The sequence below is a fragment of the Variovorax sp. GW823-FHT04B03 genome, from assembly GCF_058796495.1.
Genome location: NZ_JBXAIT010000007.1, coordinates 322740 through 342665 on the forward strand (window position 1 = coordinate 322740; position 19926 = coordinate 342665).

Annotated in this window: 19 protein-coding genes; 10 read left to right on the forward strand and 9 right to left on the reverse strand. The window is 67.4% G+C overall.

Annotation, left to right across the window (positions count from 1 at the left end):
- Positions 1-2: 2 nt before the first annotated feature.
- From AC1RAD_RS28360 to AC1RAD_RS28380, 5 genes are all read right to left on the reverse strand, one after another.
- Entirely contained in the window at positions 3-833 is an 831-nt protein-coding gene (locus tag AC1RAD_RS28360; RefSeq protein ID WP_492738415.1) for a polysaccharide deacetylase family protein, read from the reverse strand.
- Entirely contained in the window at positions 817-1830 is a 1014-nt protein-coding gene (locus tag AC1RAD_RS28365; RefSeq protein WP_062470897.1) for a YncE family protein, read from the reverse strand. Before AC1RAD_RS28365 ends, AC1RAD_RS28360 begins: the two co-directional genes overlap by 17 nt.
- 105 nt (positions 1831-1935) lie before the next feature.
- Positions 1936-2676: a pseudouridine synthase gene (locus AC1RAD_RS28370; protein ID WP_307694364.1), complete on the reverse strand. Its 741-nt coding sequence runs from the start codon at positions 2674-2676 to the stop codon at positions 1936-1938.
- 61 nt (positions 2677-2737) lie between these two features.
- Positions 2738-4474: a gamma-glutamyltransferase gene (gene ggt, locus AC1RAD_RS28375; protein WP_070059809.1), complete on the reverse strand. Its 1737-nt coding sequence runs from the start codon at positions 4472-4474 to the stop codon at positions 2738-2740.
- A 59-nt stretch (positions 4475-4533) separates the two neighbouring features.
- Positions 4534-6129, reverse strand: coding sequence for a class I SAM-dependent methyltransferase (locus AC1RAD_RS28380; RefSeq protein WP_492738418.1), 1596 nt, complete (start codon positions 6127-6129; stop codon positions 4534-4536).
- A 145-nt stretch (positions 6130-6274) separates the two neighbouring features.
- On the opposite strand from AC1RAD_RS28380, the gene AC1RAD_RS28385 reads away from it, so the two are divergent.
- Positions 6275-6481 carry a hypothetical protein gene (locus AC1RAD_RS28385; RefSeq protein ID WP_062470893.1) on the forward strand — a complete coding sequence of 69 codons (207 nt, stop codon included), beginning with the start codon at positions 6275-6277 and terminating at the stop codon, positions 6479-6481.
- Between the two features lie 150 nt (positions 6482-6631).
- Here the strand turns inward: AC1RAD_RS28385 and AC1RAD_RS28390 are convergent, their stop codons facing one another.
- Complete coding sequence (locus AC1RAD_RS28390) at positions 6632-6988, reverse strand: hypothetical protein (RefSeq protein ID WP_492738420.1); 357 nt, start codon at positions 6986-6988, stop codon at positions 6632-6634.
- Positions 6989-7128: 140 nt separating this feature from the next.
- Positions 7129-7686: an ureidoglycolate lyase gene (locus AC1RAD_RS28395; RefSeq protein ID WP_070059812.1), complete on the reverse strand. Its 558-nt coding sequence runs from the start codon at positions 7684-7686 to the stop codon at positions 7129-7131.
- Between the two features lie 185 nt (positions 7687-7871).
- Here AC1RAD_RS28395 and AC1RAD_RS28400 point away from each other — a divergent pair, with 185 nt between their 5' ends.
- Both AC1RAD_RS28400 and AC1RAD_RS28405 read left to right on the forward strand, forming a co-directional pair.
- A complete protein-coding gene (locus AC1RAD_RS28400) occupies positions 7872-9197 on the forward strand; it encodes an MFS transporter (protein WP_492738422.1) in 1326 nt (441 codons plus the stop codon).
- 74 nt (positions 9198-9271) lie between these two features.
- Positions 9272-9991 (forward strand): FadR/GntR family transcriptional regulator, encoded by a 720-nt coding sequence (locus tag AC1RAD_RS28405; protein WP_492738424.1) that lies wholly within the window; start codon positions 9272-9274, stop codon positions 9989-9991.
- A 4-nt stretch (positions 9992-9995) separates the two neighbouring features.
- Here the strand turns inward: AC1RAD_RS28405 and AC1RAD_RS28410 are convergent, their stop codons facing one another.
- Positions 9996-10313 (reverse strand): hypothetical protein, encoded by a 318-nt coding sequence (locus AC1RAD_RS28410; protein ID WP_492738426.1) that lies wholly within the window; start codon positions 10311-10313, stop codon positions 9996-9998.
- Entirely contained in the window at positions 10310-11263 is a 954-nt protein-coding gene (locus AC1RAD_RS28415) for an alpha/beta fold hydrolase (protein WP_492738427.1), read from the reverse strand. Before AC1RAD_RS28415 ends, AC1RAD_RS28410 begins: the two co-directional genes overlap by 4 nt.
- A gap of 354 nt (positions 11264-11617) precedes the next feature.
- Between AC1RAD_RS28415 and AC1RAD_RS28420 the strand changes: the two genes are divergently transcribed.
- The 7 genes from AC1RAD_RS28420 to AC1RAD_RS28450 all read left to right on the forward strand — a co-directional run bounded on the left by AC1RAD_RS28420 (position 11618) and on the right by AC1RAD_RS28450 (position 19526).
- The gene (locus AC1RAD_RS28420; protein ID WP_095950009.1) at positions 11618-12451 is read left to right on the forward strand and encodes a DUF6502 family protein; all 834 of its coding nucleotides are present in this window, start codon (positions 11618-11620) and stop codon (positions 12449-12451) included.
- Positions 12448-13794, forward strand: a complete 1347-nt coding sequence (locus AC1RAD_RS28425) for a DUF5666 domain-containing protein (protein ID WP_492738428.1) — start codon at positions 12448-12450, stop codon at positions 13792-13794. Before AC1RAD_RS28420 ends, AC1RAD_RS28425 begins: the two co-directional genes overlap by 4 nt.
- A 378-nt stretch (positions 13795-14172) precedes the next feature.
- The gene (locus tag AC1RAD_RS28430; RefSeq protein WP_492738430.1) at positions 14173-14643 is read left to right on the forward strand and encodes a hypothetical protein; all 471 of its coding nucleotides are present in this window, start codon (positions 14173-14175) and stop codon (positions 14641-14643) included.
- Positions 14644-15020: 377 nt separating this feature from the next.
- Positions 15021-16703, forward strand: coding sequence for a sensor histidine kinase (locus AC1RAD_RS28435; protein WP_159275112.1), 1683 nt, complete (start codon positions 15021-15023; stop codon positions 16701-16703).
- 37 nt (positions 16704-16740) lie between these two features.
- Positions 16741-17427, forward strand: coding sequence for a response regulator (locus AC1RAD_RS28440; protein WP_095950012.1), 687 nt, complete (start codon positions 16741-16743; stop codon positions 17425-17427).
- A gap of 858 nt (positions 17428-18285) precedes the next feature.
- Positions 18286-19059 (forward strand): LuxR C-terminal-related transcriptional regulator, encoded by a 774-nt coding sequence (locus AC1RAD_RS28445; RefSeq protein ID WP_095744458.1) that lies wholly within the window; start codon positions 18286-18288, stop codon positions 19057-19059.
- A 14-nt stretch (positions 19060-19073) separates the two neighbouring features.
- Complete coding sequence (locus tag AC1RAD_RS28450; protein ID WP_492738431.1) at positions 19074-19526, forward strand: hypothetical protein; 453 nt, start codon at positions 19074-19076, stop codon at positions 19524-19526.
- Positions 19527-19926: the final 400 nt, after the last annotated feature.

A 19926-nucleotide genomic window follows, 5' to 3' on the forward strand; every position in this document is an offset into this window, starting at 1 on the left:
ATTCAAGGGTGGGAGGCGATCCAGGCGCGGTAGTCCGGGTGCTGGCGCAGCGTGCGAAAGCAGAAGCCCTTGGCCTTCAGCCCGACGATCAGCGGCTCCAGGTTGGCGGGCGCCCACGGGTCCTTGCGCGACCAGATGCCCAGGTGCGCCAGCAGGATGTCGCCGGGGCGGATGCCCGCGAGCGCCTGGGCCAGCAGTTTCTGGTTGCTGAACGCCTCGCTGGGCAGCTCGTCGCCCAGGAAGCCGGCGGGCGACCAGCCCACGTGCGCATAACCGCAGTCCCTGGCGGCCGCCAATAAAGCGGGCGAGGTCTTGCCGCCCGGCGCGCGGTACAGCGGCAGCGGCTTCTTGCCGGTGATGGCGGCCAGCCGGTCGGACGACTTGCGGATGTCGGCGCAGTACTGGGCCGCGCTCCAGACCGACTCCTTGCCGGTCTGCGGGCCGGCCGACGGCTTGATGCGAAAGCTCGGCGGCGTGCCTTTGACGTCGCCGCGCCAGTAGGCGTGGTCGTAGGTGTGCGAGCCGAACTCGTGGCCTTCGGCCGCCCTCGCCTTCCACCACGGCGCCCAGTGGTCGTCCAGGCTGTCGCCGTCGGTCTGGGTGCGCTCGGCGGCGGCGAAGAAGGTGACGCGCACGTCCTGGCGCTTGAGCACGTCGGCCACCAGCGGGGCGATGCCCATGTGGCCCGTGTCCAGCGTCAGGTAGACCGGCTTGTCGCAGGCGGCGGCTTCCTGGGCACCGGCCGCCGGCACGGTGGCGCAGGCCAGCGCCGCGACGGCGAAGGCCACGCCGGCGGTGCGAAAACTGCGCACGCGCTCAGATGCGCTTGGCATGGTCGAGGGTCCAGACGCCGTGCGGCGAGCGGCCGACGTTGATCTGCCGCACGACCTTCTGGCTCGCGAGATCGACCACCGTGAGCTTCTTGGCCCAGCGCGAGGTCACGTACAGCGTCTTGCCATCGGCCGACACGTCCATGCAGTCGGGGCCGCCGGGCACGTTGTAGGTGGCGACGACCTTCAGCGTGGTCAGGTCGATGCGGCTGATGGTGTTGGCGACCCGGTTGCTCACGAACACGGTCTTGCCGTCGCCGGCCGAGCGGAAGGCGTGGGCGCCCTTGCCGGTGGGGATCTTGCCGACCAGCTTGGGCTGGGCGCCGGCCACGTCGAACACCTGCACGCCGTCACTGCCGGTGAGTCCCACGAGCAGCGTCTTGTCGTTGTGGGCGCCGAAGATGTCGGCCGGCATGGCGCCGGTGGCCATGCGCCAGCGGATGGTCTGGGTCGGCAGGTCGACCGCGATCAGCTCGTCGCTGTCCTGCATGGTGACGTAGGCCACGGTGCTGGTGTTGTCGATCCAGATGTGGCTGGGCGTCTTGCCGGTGGCGATGCGCTTGACCAGCTTCAGGTCCTTGCCGTCCCAGCGGTACACGTCGACGTGGTTCAGGCGGTTGGCCGCCGTGACGAACCACTTCATGTCGCGCGAGAACTGCAGCTGGTACGGATCGATGATGCCGTACACCACGCGCTGCACCTCGGCCGTGCGCGGGTCCAGGAAGGTGAGCGAATCGCCCGCCGAATTGGCCACGATGACCGACTTTTCGTCGGGCGTCATGTAGATGTGATGCGGCTCCTTGCCGGTCGGGATGCGCTGCTTCTCGGTCCAGTCGACCGGGTTGATCACGCTCACGCTGGCGTCCAGCGAATTGAGCACAAAAACCGGTGGAGGGGCCGGCGGCGCCGCCGCGGCGGGGAGGGTCACCAGGGCTGTCAGGCACAGGCAGGACAGCAGGAAGGCCGCGATGCGGCCGTTCGGGCGGGCAGGGAGTCGCAAGGGAAGGTTCCGGGAGAGGGTTAACAATCTTAACGGTCGAACCCGACAAACAGCTGACCGCCGGCGCCCCCTCACCCGCTGTTGCGCGCGGCGCCTTGACCTATGTCAAGCGGCCCGGGGCACCGGCGCGCGCAGCTGGGCCACCTGTTCGGCCGTGAGCCAGCGCCATTGCCCCGGCGCCAGGTCGTCCGGCAGCGCCAGGCCGCCGATGCGCGAGCGGTGCAGCCCCTCGACCCGGTTGCCGACCGCGGCCAGCATGCGCTTGACCTGGTGGTACTTGCCTTCGGTGAGCGTGAGCCGCAGGTGCAGCGGGCTGTCCGATTCGCAGGCGGCCGCGCGCACGGGCTTCGGGTCGTCGTCGAGCACCACGCCGGCCAGCAGCTTGGCGATCTGCGCCTCGTCGATCGGGTGCTTGGCCGTCACCTCGTAGACCTTGGGCACGTGGTGCTTGGGCGAACCCATCTTGTGGATGAACTGGCCGTCGTCGGTCAGCAGCAGCAGGCCGGTCGTGTCCTGGTCGAGCCGGCCGATGGCCTGCACGCCCTGCACCGCGCCCTTGTTGGGCCGCAGCCGCAGCGGCGACGGCAGCAGCGTGTAGATGCTCGGGTAGGTCGAGGGCTTCTGCGAGCACTCGGTGCCGGCCGGCTTGTGCAGCATCAGGTAGGCCTTCTCGTGGCAGGCCCACTCGGTGCCCTGCACGGTGAACAGCAGGCCTTCGGGGTCGAGGTCGGCGAAGGGGTCGGTCACGGCCGCGCCGGCGATGCTCACGTGGCCTTGCTGGACCAGGCCCGCGCACACGCGGCGGGTGCCGAAGCCCTGGGTATAGAGGATGTCTTGCAGGTGCATGAAAAATGAAAAAAGCGGCCGTGCCGACAGGGGCACGACCGCCTTCAAGTGTGCCGCAGGTTCAGTAGCCTGCCGCCAGGCCCGTGTTGCGGCGCGGGTCGTTGGCGCCGTAGAAGCGGTTCGCGCCCACCGGCTTGCCGCCCAGCGAGGGCGCGCCGACGATGATCGCCGCCAGGTGGTTGGCCGGCTGCGGCACACCCAGGTTGTGGCCCATGTCGGTCAGGATCTTGCGGGTGTCGGGGCTGATCGCGAAGGTCTCGACGTTGGTCACATCGGGCAGCCACTGCTGGTGGAAGCGCGGCGCATCGACGGCTTCCTGCACGTTCATGCCGTAGTCGACCACGTTCAGGATGGTGTGCAGCACGGCCGTGATGATGCGGCTGCCGCCCGGCGTGCCGACCACGAACACCGGCTTGCCGTCTTTCGACACGATGGTCGGGCTCATCGAGCTCAGCGGGCGCTTGCCCGGGGCGATCGCGTTGGCCTCGCCCTGCACCAGGCCGTACATGTTGGGCACGCCGATCTTGGAGGTGAAGTCGTCCATCTCGTTGTTCAGCAGCACGCCCGTCTTGTCGGCCGTGACCTTGGCGCCGAACCAGTCGTTCAGCGTGTAGGTGACCGAAACGGCATTGCCCCACTTGTCGGTGATCGAGTAGTGGGTGGTGTTGCTGCCTTCATGCGGCGCGACGCCGGGCTTGATGTCCTTGGACACGCCGGCCTTCTTGGGGTCGATGGCGGCGCGGATCTTGGCGGCGTAGCCCTTGTCGAGCAGGCGGTCGAGCGGGTTCTTCACGAAGTCGGGGTCGCCCAGGTAGCTGTTGCGGTCCACGTAGGCGTGGCGCATGGCTTCGATCTGGTAGTGCACCGACTCCGCCGAACGGAAGCCCAGGTCCTTCAGCGGATAGCCCTCCAGGATGTTGAGCATCTCGCAGATGATCACGCCACCCGAACTCGGAGGCGGCGCCGACACCACGCGGTAGCCGCGGTAGTCGCACTCGACCGGCGCGAGTTCGCGCGTCTTGTACTGGTCGAGGTCGGCCTGCGTGATGATGCCCTTGCCGGCCTGGCTCGACGCCACGATGGCCTTGCCGACCCAGCCCTTGTAGAAGCCGTCGGTGCCCTTGGCGCTGATTTCCTTCAGCGTCTTGGCCAGGTCTTTCTGCACCAGCTTCTGGCCGACCGCGAAGGGCTCGCCCTTGTTCAGGAAGATGGCGCCGGAGACCGGGTCTTTCTTGAAGTCGTTGGTGGCGGTGAGCAGCATGTCGATGTCGCCCTGCTCCAGCGCAAAGCCCTTGTCGGCCAGCTGGACCGAGGGGGCGATGAGGTCGGCGCGCTTCATGGTGCCGTACTTCTCGCGCGCGTACTCCATGCCCGAGACCGAGCCCGGCACGCCCACGGCGAGGTGGCCGTGGGTGCTCAGGCCCTTGACGACGTTGCCGTCCTTGTCGAGGTACATGTTGGCCGTGGCGGCCAGCGGTGCCTTCTCGCGGAAGTCCAGGAAGGTCTTGCGGCCGTCGGCCAGCTGCACGGTCATGAAGCCGCCGCCGCCGAGGTTGCCGGCGGCCGGGTACACCACCGCCAGCGCATAGCCCACGGCCACGGCCGCATCGACCGCGTTGCCGCCGCGCTTGAGCACATCGACGCCAACCTTGCTGGCCAGGTGCTGCGCGCTCACGACCATGCCGTGTTCGGCCGCCACCGGCGCCTGCGACGCGGCCTGCGCGCCGCCGGCCGCCGCCAGAGTGAGCGCGGCCGCGACGGCGGCGCGCAGGGTGGGGGTCCACTTGAAGTGCTGCATGGAAAAGTCTCCTCTGTGCGTTGGATGAAGAATGAGGGAGGGGTGAATGGTGTGGGCCTTCAGGCCGTGAGCAGCGCCTTGCGCCGCAGGCTTTGCAGCGCCTGCGCGACCTGCTCCTGCGCGAAGGCGTGCAGCGCCGACGGGTCGGTCAGCGGCTGGTCGTCCTTGAGGAAGCGCAGGCGTTCGGCGCGCACCTCGTCGAGCAGGAAGGCGGCCAGCGCCTCGTGCGTGTGCGCGCCGTCGAGCAGCGGCAGCAGGCTGCGTTCGAGCACCGTGAGCGACACCGGTTCGTGCCACTGGTTGCAGAGCACGGCCGCCGCCTGCGACGCGGGCATGCCGGCCAGCGCGCGGCGCACCGGGGCCAGCACCTGCGGCAGCTCGGAGACGGCAGAAGCCGCCGGCACCGGCGTGCGGCGGATGCGCAGCGCGCCCAGAATCAGCAGCTCCTCGAGCATGGCCAGCACGATGGGCTCGACGGCCGCGCGCGGCTCGCCAGTGAGCGTCACCACCGCGGCCAGCAGGGCCTCGGTCGACATCGAACACGGATAGCTCGCGTCGAGCGCCTGCGCCACCGCCTTGTGCGCCGGCAGCCGCAACGTGACCTTCAGCTCGCGCAGCGCGGTGCAGGGCTGCTCGCGGGCGTCGATGGTGAGCGCCTCGCCGCCATCAACGCGGAAGACGCCGGCGAACTCCAGCGCGCGCAGGCGGGGCACCTCGAGGCGGTAGCGGATGTTTGCGGCGTTGCCTTGCTTCACCAGCAGCGTCTGGCGGAAGGTGCGGTTGACGAGGAAGTCGAGGTACTGCTCCATCATCACCTGGCTGCCGCCGCACTCGCGCAGCAGCGGGTCGCGCACCTTCTCGCCGTAGTTCTGCACGAACATGGTCGAGGGCTCGGCGTCGCACAGGTAGGCCAGCCCGCGCGCTTCGGCACGCGCGACGAACTCCTTGAAATAGCAGGGTTCGTTGCAGGGCTCGAGGAACTCGTGCAGCAGGTAGTAGTTGCCGGAGTTGCGCACGATCGGCATCGTCTCTTCGAGCGTCTTGCGCAGCACGCTGTCGGGTCGGGCCGACTGCTCGAGGAACTCGAGCATGCCGCGCGCGTAGGAGAGCTTTTCTTCGGGCGTGTCGCGCGGGCCGCCGCGCAGGATCATCGCGTCGCGCACGATCTCGCGCGCCTTCCAGCCCGGGTACACGTTGTAGCTCACGTACACCACGCCGCCCGGCGCCAGGTTCTCGGCGCACACGCGCAGGATCGCGTCCTGCACCGGCCCCGGCACCCAGCTGTACACGCCGTGGCAGACGATGTAGTCGAACAGGCCGAACGAGGCGTCGATGTCGGCGATGTTGAAGGCCTTGAGCTCGATGTTCGACAGCCCCGCCTGATCGAGCGCCGCGGCGCCCTGCGCCACCTGCACGCGCGACAGGTCGACCCCTACCGCTTGGGCTTGCGGGTGACGCGCCGCGAACGGAATCAGGTTGCCGCCGGCGGCGCAGCCCAGCTCGAGCACGCGCGCCTTGTGCGGCGGCGGCGCCTCGAGCCCGAACAGGAAGGCCAGGGCTTCCAGGTGCTCCACGGCGGACTGGGGAAACGGGTGCGAGTCGTAGGGCACCGCATCGTAGTAACTGGTGAGCGTGGAAGTCAGAGAGTCCGGCACGAACGTCCTTTGGGGATCGGAAGGGGCTGCAGCAGTGCTCGCAGACTATAGCCCCGTGCCCTCGCAAAAAGAAGCCGGCGCGGGCCGACCCGCCCTGCCCTGGCCGCGGGCTCATGCGCTTGCACGACCTCTTTAGAATGGCCCGATGAACTGGCGCATCACACTGTTTCCCCTGGCTTTGGTCATTGCCGGCTGCTCGACGCCGCCCAACCAGATCGTTCCCTTCCGCGACGGTGTGCTGCGTGCCATGACCTACACCCAGGCTTCGGACTACTGCAGCGCCAAGAGCCAGGAGCCGAAGTGGCTCGGCAAGGCGCCCGCCGAATCCGGCGTGCTGTTCCAGTGCCAGTAAGCCACCTCATCACGCGGGGCTGACGCCCGGCCGCACCGCTCAGGCGTCGATGTCGATGAGCGCCAACCCGCTCTCGCGGTCGCAGGTCTTGCGCAGGTAGCCCGGCGACTCGACCATTTCATGGCGAGACGTGTTCTTCCGTTCAAGGCGTCATCGGGGGGAGTTCTGCCTGCAGTCCTCGGCGGTGCCCCGGCAGTCGTCCTGGCGCGAGGGCGCACCGGGGTCGTCCACGCGGGGCTTGTCCTCGCCGGCCCGCTTCGCGTCCGCCGGTGGCTTTTTCACCATGCCGGGGTCGCGGTCGGGCGGTGCGGGCTTCACCAGCCGCGGATGGCCATGGGGCGGCGGCTTCACGAGGAGTTCGGGATCGGGCCCGGGTTGCGCTTGCGGCTTGACCGGCGGTGGCTTGTCGGCCGGCTGCGCGGCAGCCGGCCCGGCGAGGAGCGCCGCAACGCCCAAGACCCCGACAGCGAGGCTTCCGGCAAACATCGATTTCGTTGGATTGCGCATGGCGTTCACCCATGGCCCGAAGGTTTCACCGGGGCGCTCCCGGCGGTGTAGGCCTCTTTCGCCAATGGCCGCAAGTCGGCGTCGCGGTGCCTGCGACGCTGGCGCAGCCGCCGGGCGATGGCCGCAGGGATGGCGCGCGCTCAGCCCGCCAGGCTGACGCGCACCACGCACGCCGGCGGCACCAGAATCTCGTCGCAGTTCGGCCCGGCCCCGCCGCGGTCGATCACCACGAAGCTGGCCGGCTGCTGCGTGACCACCAGCGGGTGGTGCCAGACGCCGCGCGCGTAGTTCACGCCCTGCCGCCCGTCGGTGACGAAGGCGCGGATGTCTTCCACGCGCACCGTGTCGCCCGCCGGCGCCACCACCACGAGAAAGCGGCTGCCGTCCATCGGCACGAAGGCCTGGCTGCCCAGCGGGTGGCGCTCCAGCATGCCCACCTGCAGCGGCATCGCATAAGGCTGCGTCTCGAAGATGTTCACCAGCACGCGGCTGTCGCCGGGGCCCGGGTCCACGCGCGCCAGGTCGTGAAAGCGCGTGGTCATGCCCGCGTTGATCGGCATCGACCGGGCGTGCGCGCTCTCGATGACGTCGCCGAACGCGGCGAATGCCTCGCGTGTCAGCGGCTGCGCAACGAGCGCGAGCGCCGCGGGCGTGCCCGGCGCCGGGGGCAGGAAAGTGGGGCTGGCAATCGTCAACAGAAACTCCTCGGCTTTTTGGTCCAACTGGTATTACCAGTATCCTTGCGATACATCCACTCAGTCAATCTCCCGGCGTCAGGGAAATCGCTAGTGTCCAATGGCGCATGAGGCCTTAAGGTCTCGGTCGCGTTAAATCATACCGGTAATACCAGTTAATCCACCCATCGACGCCTTCGAGGACCGCCATGTCAACCACCACCCTTCATGCGCCGCTGCAGCCGGCCACCACCTCTGCTGCAGCGGAGAACGCGCTCTACAAGAAAGTGGCATGGCGACTCATGCCGTTCCTGATGCTCTGCTACGTGGCCGCCTACCTGGACCGCGTCAACGTCGGCTTCGCCAAGCTGAACATGCTCAGCGACCTGCAGTTCAGCGAGGCGATGTACGGGCTGGGCGCGGGCCTGTTCTTCATCGGCTACTTCTTCTTCGAGGTGCCGAGCAACCTGCTGATGCACCGCATCGGCGCCAAGGCCACCATCTCGCGCATCATGATCACGTGGAGCCTGATCTCGGCCGCGATGATGTTCGTGACCACGCCCACGCAGTTCTACGTGCTGCGCTTCCTGCTCGGAGCGGCCGAGGCCGGCTTCTACCCGGGAATGATCCTGTACCTCACCTACTGGTTTCCCTCGCACCGCCGCGCCAAGATGGTGGCGGTGTTCATGTGCGCGATTCCGGTGTCGGGCGTGCTGGGCGGACCGCTGTCGGGCCTGATCATGGAGGCCATGCACGGCATGGGCGGCCTGCGCGGCTGGCAGTGGCTGTTCCTCATCGAGGCGCTGCCTTCGCTGGTGATCGGCCTGCTGGTCATCGTGTACCTCGACAACAGCATCCAGGCCGCACGCTGGCTCACCGCCGAAGAAAAGGCCGTGCTCGCACGCAACATCGCCGCCGAGAACGCCACCAAGGGCGGCACCAGCCACATGACGCTGCGCGCGCTGTTTGCCGACCGCCGCATCGTGAAGATGGCGCTGATCTGCTTTTGCACGGTGATGGGCCAGTACGGCCTGACCTTCTGGCTGCCCACGCTGGTGCGCCAGTCGGGCGTGTCGGGCGCGCTGAACATCGGGCTGCTCACGGCCATTCCCTTCGCCGTGGCCATCGTCTCGATGCTGCTGGTGAGCCGCAGCTCCGATCGCATGCGCGAGCGCCGCTGGCACCTGATCGTGCCCTTCTGCTGCGGCGCGCTGGGCCTCACGCTGAGCGCGATCTTCAGCAACAACGTGTACCTCTCCCTGGCCGCATTGGCCCTGGCCGCGGGCGGCAGCCTGGCGACGTCGCCGCTGTTCTGGAGCCTGCCGACGGCCATCCTGTCGAGCGCGGGCGCGGCGGCGGGCATTGCGCTCATCAACTCCTTCGCCAACCTGGCGGGCTTCGTGAGCCCCTACATGATCGGCCTGATCAAGGACGCCACGAAGAGCACCGACATCGCGTTGTTCGTGCTGGCCGGCGTGCTGCTGTTCGGCGCCTTCCTCACCTGGACGGTGCCGGCCAAGCTGGTCAACAAGTAGGGAAGGCCCCAGGGTGCGGCCACAGTAAGATTTCCAGCTCCCGCCACTGCCGCACTTCGCACCGAAAACCGCCCATGCTCGCCTCCCCCGCCGTCGCCGCCACCGCCGCCCGCCTGATCCAGCAGCGGATCGCGGACGGCACCTACGCGGCCGGCGGGCTGCTGCCTTCGCAGCGCGACCTGGCCGAGCAGCTCGGCATCAGCCGCACCTCGCTGCGCGAGGCGCTGTCGACGCTGCAGGGCACGGGCCTCGTCATTCCGCGCCCCGGCAAGGGCATGTACGTGGCCGAAGACGGCGGACAACAGGCGCCGGCCGCCTCCCCGGCCTGGAAGTTCGCCACCTCGCATTCGCTGCAGGACGTGTACCAGCTGCGCTTCGCGGTCGAGAACTTCACCGCGCGGCTGGCCTGCCTGGTCATCGAGGCGGACGACCTGGCCGCGCTGCGCGCCAATGCACAGGCCATGCGCGCATGCATCGACGCCGGCGACTTCACGCAGGCCACGCAGCTCGACTTCGATTTCCACATGCAGATCATCGGCATCGCCGGCAACCAGGCCATCGCCGAGATCCTGCGCAACAGCGCCGAGGTGATGCAGGAGAGCCAGCGCCTGCCCTTCTACAAGCGCGGCGCGCGCCATGCCACCTACGACGAGCACATGGCGATCATCGAGGCGCTCGCGCAAGGCAAGCCGGCGCTGGCGCAGCAGGCGATGACGCAGCACATCGTGCAGGCCGCGCAGCGCGCGGGCGTGCACTTTCCGACGGGGCTCGAGGCGGCTTCGGCAGCGACCTGAACCTTCAGGTCCACGTGTCGACGACGATGCGCAGCACCTCGACACGCTCGGGCAGTTCGATCAGGAACTCCGCATCGCGCGGCAGGTGGTGCACTCCATTCGGGTCGCCACCGGTGAACGCGCTCATCGCGGCCACGTCGGGCCAGTAGGAGGTCGTGACGAACTCGGTCTCGGTGGCGCGGTCTTCCCGGAACAGCTGCACCGCGAGCGCCGTCTTGCGCAACGGCGGAATGCCTTCAGCCAGCAGGTAGCGTTCGTAGGCCTCCGCGCGGCCCCGCGTGACGCGGCCGCGCCAGATGCGTGCAATGGTGGCGACGCTCATACCGGCACGCCTTCGATCGTCCGGGTGGATGCAGACGCCGGCACCGGCAGGTGCCGCCCCAGGAAATCGCGCAGCGGCGGCAGCACCTCCGCCAGGTGCGTCTCGAGCAGCCAGTGGCCCCCGTCGTCGAACGCGTGGAACTGGGCGTCGGGCAGGTCCCGCAGGTAGGCACGGCCGGCCTCGATCGGCATGTAGCTGTCCTGCGGTCCCCACAGGATCAGCGTGGGCGGGCGGTACGTGCGCAGGTAGTCCTGGTAGCGCGGGAACCACCGCAGGTTCTCCTTCAACCCCTTCATGAGACCGAGCGCAATGCCGCGCCGCGCGGGCGTGTCCATCAACGGCCAGTGAAGGCGCCAGAGATCGGGCGCGAGCCGCGGGGCCACGCGCGACGACACGTCGCCGATGAACTCGTCGCGAAAGCCTTCTTCGCTCACGGCGCGCTCCAGCACCGCGAGATGGGCCTCGCTCGGGTCGTTCCAGTACGCCCGGATCGCCGCGTACTTCGGCCCCAGCGTGTCTTCGTAGATGTCGCCGTTCTGGACGATCAGCGCCGTCACCCGCCCCGCCCGCCGCATCGCATGGCGCAGGCCGATCTGCGAACCGTAGTCGTGCAGGTACAGCGCGTAGCGGCGCAGCGCGAGCGCGGCGGTGAAGCGGTCGAGGAAGTGCGCGTAGCCATCGAAATCGAACACGAAGTTCTCCTCGGGCGTGCCGCTGTAGCCGAAGCCCGGGAAATCGGGCGCCACCACGCGCCAGCGGTCCGCCAGCGCCGGCATCAGCGCGCGGTACTGGAACGAAGAACACGGATAGCCGTGCAGCAACAACAGCACCGGGGCCCCCACCGGACCGGCCGCGCGATAGAAGACCTCGACGCCATCGATCTGCACCGTGCGGTGCGTGACGGCGGTCGTGCCGGCCGCGTCGTTCTTTCGGGGGTTCGCATTGGCCATCTCGGCTCCTTGAGACATGCAAAGAAACAGAGGTGTCTTTGTCGCCTCCGGCGCGGGGCCCGCATGTGGGAAAGGGCCGACCCTGGGTGTCGTCCAGGCCGCGCGCGTCCTACGGCGGGCACGCTGCAGGGCGACATAGGCAACCTAGCCATCCCGTCGGCCGATCGGCCTTGGCAGCACCGGCCGGACGGTCGCCCCGCGCCTGAACATGAAACTTTGGCTCACTGGCCGTCAAACCGCAGTCCAAAGCTTTCACTGCAGCGCGGTGCGCAGGACAATGGGGCGTTGATGGTGGTCGGGGCGCCGCCTCCGATCCTGTCGGCATCGCACTTTCAGGACTACACACGTCGCGTCATGGAACAACGGCTGGAATGGGCCCTCGCGGCCTGCTCACGCATCCTTCGACCCGTGGTGAAGCTCGCCCTCGCGATGGGGGTCAAGCACCCCCACCTGGAGGAGTTGCTGCGTGACCTGCTGATCGAGGAGGCGCAGCACTCCTGGCGCAGCCAGGGCGTTCCCAAGCCCAACCTGAGCCAGCTGTCCGTCACCACCGGCCTGAACCGCAAGGCCGTGACCGCCAAGGTCCGCTCCACAGTCGACCCCTTGCCCCACACCGAACTCTCGGCCGCGGCCAAGACGTTCACGCTGTGGCTGCAGATGCTGACCGAAGATGCTTCGTTCCGGCGCCTGCCCGTCACCTCGGGCCACACGGCGCCCTCGTTCGAGGCGGTCGCCCGCCTGAGCAGCCGCGGCAACGTGCACCACCGCACCATCCTCGACGAGCTGATCCGGCTGAACATGGTGACCGAGAACGAGGGCATGGCCGAACTCACCGCCGACGGTTTCGTGCCCGTGCAGGACCTGCAATCGATGCTGGCCTTCCTGGGCGACAACGGCCGGGACCACCTGCTGGCGGCCGTCGCCAACACGCTGGGCGAACAGCCCCGCATGCTCGAACGCGCGGTGTACGCGCGCGGGCTGTCGCTGAACGATTGCGAACAGATCCACCGCCTGGTGCGCGACCGCTGGTCCGCCCTGCACCACGAGCTCGCGCAGGAAATGGCACAGGCGGTCAGCCGCGCGCCGGCCCGCGCCGAAGGACGAATCCGTGTCGGCATCTACACGTACTACGAGGACGAAGGCACGCCGCCCCCGCCCGCGTCCTCTGAAAGCGAGCGCCCCTCATGAGCACGATCCAAACACCCCGCCGCCTCCTGCTGGGCCTGTTCTGCGCCGGCCTCATGGCCCTGTTGATGTCCTGCGGAGGCGGCGGTGGTGCCTCGACCGGGAACCTGGGCCTGGGCACCGGCACCGCGATCGGCGGTGACAGCCCGGGCGGCGCGGGCACGGGCACCGGCGGGGATGGGACCGGGTCCGGCTCGGGCAACGCCGGCACGGGCGGCTCCGGCGACACCGCCAGCAACGGCAACACCGACGGCTCCGGTGTCGGCTCGGGCGGCACCGGCGTGACTGCGGACGCCGCCGGCATCGGCGCCGCGGACGGCCTGGGCAGCATCATCCTGAACGGCCTGCGCTACACCACGGACACGGCCACCATCACCGTCGAGGACGCCACCGAACTCCAGATCGGCATGAGCGCGCGGGTCGCCGGCAAGGTCGACCCCGACTTCACCCGCGGCATCGCGACGCAGGTCGTGTCGGGGGCCGAACTGCGCGGCGCCGTCTCGCGCATCGATGTGGGCGCCGGCAGCTTCGTCGTCATGGGCATCAACGTGACCATCGATGCGGCCACGGTCTGGGCCGACGCGAACGGGCTTGCCAACGTGGCCGATGGCAGCCTCGTCCAGGTGTGGGGCCTGCCCGGCGCGCCGGGCACGCTGCGCGCCACCCGCGTGCAGACCGCGCCCACGCTGACCGCCCCGCTGGTGACGGGCGCCATCCAGGGCCTCAACACGACGAACCAGACCTTCACGCTCGGCCAGCTGACGGTCAGCTATGGCGGCGCCGCCTTCGCGGGCATCGACGCCTCGTCGCTGGCCAACGGCGTCATCGTGCGCGCCCGCGGCACGACCGCGCCGGTCGGCAACGCGTTCACGGCGACCCAGGTGGAGGGCTGGTACGCGATACCGACGAGCAACGGCATCGCACTGCAACTGGCGGGGGACATCACCGACTTCGTCTCGCGCGGCGCCTTCAAGGTGCTGGGCACGCCGGTGGACGCCACCAATGCGCAGATCACGGGTGGCCCCGTCGGTTCGCTCGGCAACGGCGTGAAGGTCGAGGTCGACGGCTTCATGTCCGGCGGGGTGCTGGTCGTCAAGAAGCTGCGCATCCGCCATGTGCCGGGCACGGGCGGGCCGGCCTCGTTCACGCTCATCGGCGCCATCGGCGGCTACCAGTCCCCTGCCAATTTCAGGGTGCAGGGCCAGCCGGTGGACGCCAGCGGACCGGGTACCACCTTCGAGAACGGTACCGCCGCGAACCTGGCCAACGGCCAGCGCGTGACCGTCGTGGGAGACCGGGTCGTCGACGGCGTTCTCATCGCCCAGCGGGTGACATTCAACCCCTGACCTGAAGCGGCGGCGCAGCGCCCCGCCGTCCGGTCGCATCGCCCGCCCCTTCTGGCGGCAGGCGAAGCCGGGCTTTCGCACACATCCAGCTCGATATCGCCGCATCGCGGCGGGCCTGCGCGCACGCGGGCCGGATAGCACCTTCGGCCATCTATCTCCAAACCCGTGGCGAAAGTACGAAAAAGGGACTAAAGTGAAAAAATCACATTTCTTACATTGGTGGCTTCCGTGTCTGTTCCCGCGAGTTCAGTGCGACCGTTGCTCCCCGTTGGCATCGCAGGCCCACGCCTGACGGATGCCTCCCTGTGCGGGGCTGCGCATCGGGTGCCTGTTCGTCGCCGGGCCAGCCGGCACCGCTGACATTGCGAGGAGTACCGCATGCCGCTCGTCCTTCTTCTTCGGCTCATGAACAAGCGTTTTCCGGTCATGCTCACGGCGGACGCGGACATCCGGCATGCCTCGGTGCTGGTCGCCACCGGACTCATCGAAGCCGAGTTCCATGTCGACAACTTCGGCTACCAGCGGTACGAAAGCGCCCAGGTCTTCGCCATCACGGACGAGGGGCACGCGGAGATCGCCACGCTCTGCGGCAACGGCACTTCGGTGCATGAAGAACGCCCCCAATGGAGCGTCATGCCGCTCGATTACCTGCGCAGGATCGGCAACTCGACCTTTCCCCTGCACACCGAGGACCCGTCGGAGATCAACTCCGTGGCGGTCCTCGAAGCCGCCGGCATGGTGGAGGCCACCCTCCCCCCGATCTGCCGCGCACGGCAGAAGCTGCGCCAGGCCACCGTCCTGCGGGTCACGCCGCTGGGACGGACGGCGCTGGTGCCACGGCGGGGCTGAATCCGGGTTCGGGTCGAACGCCCGGCGTGCCAGCCCTGGCGCGCCGGGATGGGTGCGTCCGGCACGCACGAACACCGCCCCTCGCGTTCCCCTTGCCCCACACCTCCATGAATCGGGTACCCGTTTGCCCTGCGGCAGCCCCCGGCCGAGGGGAAGCGCCTCGTACGGCGATGAAAAAAGCCTGCCCACGACACAATTGAAACCAAGCGCAACAGACGTCACAGATCGCCCACAAGGTTCCTTTCGAGTACCAAAGAAGTAATGTGAAACCTTCACATACACCGCGTTATTGGCACGAAGAAATGAACGCCAGGCTGTTACCACCGAACGTCGGCCCCTGCCGTGCATGAAACAGTTCATGCGAAGGATGTCTTGCCATGCGCGCCCCCGTCTCCGCCCCGAGCCTCGACAGCAGCCTGTCGACGGACGCGCTCATGGCCGCCCGCATGCGGCTGGTGCTGTCGATCTCGGCGGTGCTGGCCATGGCGGTCGATGCGGGGCCCGCCCGGCAACCGGTGGCCAGCGCGGTCTGGCTGGCCTTTTGCGGATACCTCCTGCACAGTGTGCTGGTGCACGCCTGCACGCAGGGCGGCTGGCGCCATGTCCAGGGCAAGGCGGTCCACTGGTCCGACGTGATGTGGTTCACGCTGATCGTCTTCGTGACGGGCGGCGTGCACAGCCTGTTCTTCCTGTTCTATTTCTTCGCCATCCTGACCTCCTCGTTCCGCTGGGGCTTCGAGGAAGGCGCCCGCGTGACGATCGTCTCGGTCGCGTCGTTCGCCGCCTGCGGGCTCGGCACGAGCACGGGCGACGACGCGCCGCAGCTGCTGATGCGCACGACCTTCCTGCTGGCGCTGGGGCACATGATCGTGCACTGGGGCGGCTCCAAGCTCATCCTGCAGCGGCGCCTGGCCCTGCTGGGTGACATCAGCCAGCTGTCGAACCCGCGCTTCGGCGCGGGCCGCACCATCGCCCGCACGATGGAAAAGACGCTGGCCTTCTTCAAGGCCAGCCACTGCATCCTCATGACGCGGGACACCGCCACCGGCAACTGGACCCTGCGCACGCTGCGCAAGGACGACACCTGCGAGCACGTCGGTGTCGAGACGCTCGGGGGCATCGCCGAGTCGCCGCTGATGGCGCTGGAGCATCCGCACACCGTGCTGAGCAACCGCCTGCCCTGGCCCCTGAACCACTTCTTTGCGCGCAGCCACATGCACGGCCCCGGCGCGATCGGCTGGCGCCCCGAGGGCCGCGACGGCGCCAAGCGCAGTGCCGCCGTGGCCGCCATGCTCGAGGCCCGCGCGTTCATCAGCGCCGCGCTGCCGCTGCGCCTGGGCGAGGGGCGCGTGTTCATCTCGTCGCGCAACGGCCACTTCAGCAAGTCCGATGCGCTGTTCCTCGCGCACCTCATGGAACAGATCTTCCCGGTCATCGAGACCATCGAAGTGCTCGACCGCATGGCCTCCGAAGCGGCCGCGACCGAGCGCCTGAAGATCTCGCTGGACCTGCACGACACGGCCGTGCAGCCCTACATCGGGTTGCGCATGGGCCTGTGCGCCCTGCGCAAGAAGGCCGCCGCGGACAACCCGCTGCTCGAGGACCTGGACAAGCTTGCCGAGGTGGCGAGCGGCGTGATCGCCGACCTGCGGCGCTTCGCGGGCGCGGTCAAGGCCGGCCCGGAAAGTTCGTGCGGCCTCGTGCTGCACCAGCTGTACAGCCAGGCCGCCCGCATCCAGGGGCTCTACGGCATCGAGATTTCGGTGAACGTCGAAGGCCACGTGCGTCTTGACGACCGCATGACCGCGGAGGTTCTGCAGATGGTGGGCGAAGGCCTGAACAACATCTGCAAGCACACGCAGGCCCGCCGCGGCAGCGTGCGCATCGGCTGCCGCAATGGCTGCCTGCACCTGCGCATCGAGAACGAAGGCGACGAAGAGAACTTCGCGCCCTTCCGGCCACGCTCCCTCAGCGACCGCGCAGCGGCGCTCGGAGGCCGCGCGCAGGTCAGCCGGTGCCGGGGCGGCGGCACCGAGGTGCTGATCGAAATCCCCATCTGAGCCCCCAAAAGCACGACAACAGTCCGAGGAGCCCCTCATGCAAACCGAAGCCCATCCCATCGGCGTCCTGCTGGTGGACGATCACCAGACCATGCTGTGGGGCCTGTCCCGGCTGATCGACGGCGAACAGCCGCGCATGAAGGTCGTCGCCACCGCCAGCTGCTGCGAAGAAGCCGTGGCGCACACGCAGAGCCTGGCTCCCGACGTCATCGTGCTCGACCTCGACCTGGACGGCCATTGCGCCCTGGACATCCTGCCGCAGCTGCTGTCGAACGAGGTCTCGCGCGTGGTCGTGCTGACCGGCGAACGCGAGCAGCGCACCCTGGACCTCGCGGTGCTGCGCGGCGCGCGCGGCGTGATGCGCAAGGACGCGTCGGCCGAGCAGGTGCTCGATGCGATCGAGCGCGTGCACCACGGCGAACTCTGCGTCGACGCCCCGACCATGGGCCGCGTGCTCTCGGAACTCACCTCGGTGAAGAAGCCGCCGAAAGCCGACCCCGAGTCCGTCAGGCAGGCCAGCCTGACCCAGAAGGAGCGCGACATCGTCCGCACCGTGGTGCACGGCAGCGGCGCCTCCAACAAGACCCTGGCCGGGCAGGCCTTCGTCACCGAACACACGCTGCGCAACCATCTCACGTCGATCTACCAGAAGCTCGGCGTGACGAACCGGCTCGAGCTGTACATCTACGCCGTCAAGCACCACCTCGACGCCATGGCGCACTGACAGCGCCCTGCCCGCCCCGTCCTTCGGGGCGCCCACTGCGGGCCGCTCAGCGTCGGCATGCCCCTCCGGGACCCGCCATTTCCCCGCTTTTCCGATCCCCGCCTGCTGCGATCAGCTGACGTGCGGGGGCGCACCGCACTGGCAGAGGAGGAAAAGATTCGGCACCGTATTTCGTGCCACCTCAAAAAAATTGAATTTCAATTGAATTGAAAAATCATGATCAAGCGAGAGAATAGGCTCCCAAAATAAAAATCGGATAGCAGACAATTTTGTTAATAGAAGATTTCATTTAATTCAAATATCGCCGGAATTTCAATAATCAAATTATTTCCTCGGTTTCAATTGGTTTTTTGAATATTTTATTTCACCAAACACCAAATACCCAATCAGAAATGAATTTCATATTTGATTAATTTCATTATTTTCAAAATTTCCTCGCATAAATAAACCCATTCCACCTTTCAACCGGCATTGCTCACTTGGCGAACAATGCGTCGTTTTTCACGATCCGCCTAAAAAACAGAGAAATTAGGTATATCGAACGTCATGGTTCAGGTAGTTCCATTTTGAAACACTCATGTCTTTCCACAAACAGGAGCAAAAGACCCGCGCAACCGTCCCGTCAAGTTCATAGGATTGCACAAGCCTCGGGCTGAATTGAATTTCGATTAAAACTCACAGAAAAAATCCAATTCGGCACTTGCTTTCCATTTTTCTCTTGAAAATGTATGAAACCCCAAACTGCTTTGCCGCCGATGGGGAAAGTGGCCCCGGAGCGCTCGACGGACGACCTTTGCGTCTCCTCGCCCACGCTCGCAACGACCGGCCTGCGTCGCTCACGCCAACCGGGGCAGGCACATGCTTGATCACCGGCTCATCAGCTCTGGCGAGAAGGCCTCCGTCGGCGTCTGCGCGCCCGCCGCGAGGCTGTGGCCGGACTTCCTGATCGGCCAGGAAAAATCGCCGGTGCGCGTGCTGCTCGTCGACGACGACGAGTACATGCGCCGGGTGATCGCCCAGGAGCTGCTGTCGGACCTGCGCATCCAGCTCGAAGGCCAGGCCGACAGCGTTCGCGAGGGACGCCGGCTGCTGACCACGCACACCTTCGACGTGCTGATGCTCGAGCTGCAGCTGGGCGACGAGATGGGCTTCGAGCTGATCACCGAGGCACGCCGCCTGCACCGCAGCAGCGAGGTCATCGTGATCTCCTCGCTCGAGGACGATGCCCACGTGCTGCGCGCCTTCGAACTGGGTGCCATGGGGTACCTCCTGAAGAACGCCTGGTTGCAAAGCTTCGCCGATGCCGTGCTGCACGTGGTGAACGGCGGGGCCGCGATCACGCCCCGACTCACGCGGCGCCTGCTGCACCGCCTGGACTACCACCCCCGCGAGCCGGTCGCCGACAAGGCGCCGTCGCCGCCGAGGCCGCCGTCGCGCGACATGACACTGACGCCGCGAGAGAGCGAGGTCCTGCGTTGCGTGGCCTCGGGTTACGTCTCGGCGGAGATCGGCGCCAAGCTCGGCATCACGGGCCAGACAGTCAATGTGCACATCAAGAGCATCTACAAGAAGCTGCATGTGCATTCGCGCGCCCAGGCGGTGAACTTCGCCGTTCACACGGGCCTGATCTGAAGGGCAGCGACCCCATGACCCCGATCGATTGCCCCTTCGCCGCCGGATCGCGCCCTCGCCGCGCGCTCGACAGGCGGCCCTTCGTCCAGGCCATGCTTGTCGCGGCCTGGGCCACGCAGGTCATGTGCGCCGACCTGGCGATCGCGACGGAAGCGACGTCGGCCGCCGTTGCGGCGCACGAGAACCCGGATGGCGGCGTTGCGGACGGCGAAGCCGCAAGCGACGCGGCCGTGGTGACGGCCTCTCCCGACGATCCGGCGGCCACCACAGGAAGCGGTGACCCGGATCGCCCCGGCTCCGCCGTCTACAGCCCCTTCGCGAGCCCGCCACACGGCAATGAACGCCCTCCCGCTTTCGCTGCGGCGTCCCAAAAAAGCAATGGCGGCCATGCGGAAATGGCGCTGATCGCCCTGATTTCGGCCGGTGTCGCCGCGGTCGCTGTTTTTTTTTGGCTCTGGCGCGCGTAGTCAGGTTCTCGTCAGTTAATTTGTATGTGAGAAAGTTGCATTCCTGAAGATGGCCTCTCATAATTAGCACCTTCGTTTTCGAAGACAACCAATCGACCACCGGTTGCCGTCCGCTTACAAGCGGCAACGACTTTCGGCGCGCCGACCTAGATTCTTTTTGACAGGATCCATGGTGGGGGTATCGCATGAACAAGTGTCGAATCAAGGTCCGCATGAAATGCGGGCTTCATCTCCATGCCGGCATCGCGCCTGACCGGCATCGCGCAATGGATATTCGCTGCACCGCCCCGCTGCGGTGCCTGAGCGGCCGACGACGACCCTAGTCGCTCCCCAGGCGTGACCGCCACCGGGTCACGCGCTGCATCACTTCCTCGAAAAACCCGCGGCTGGCAATTCCAGG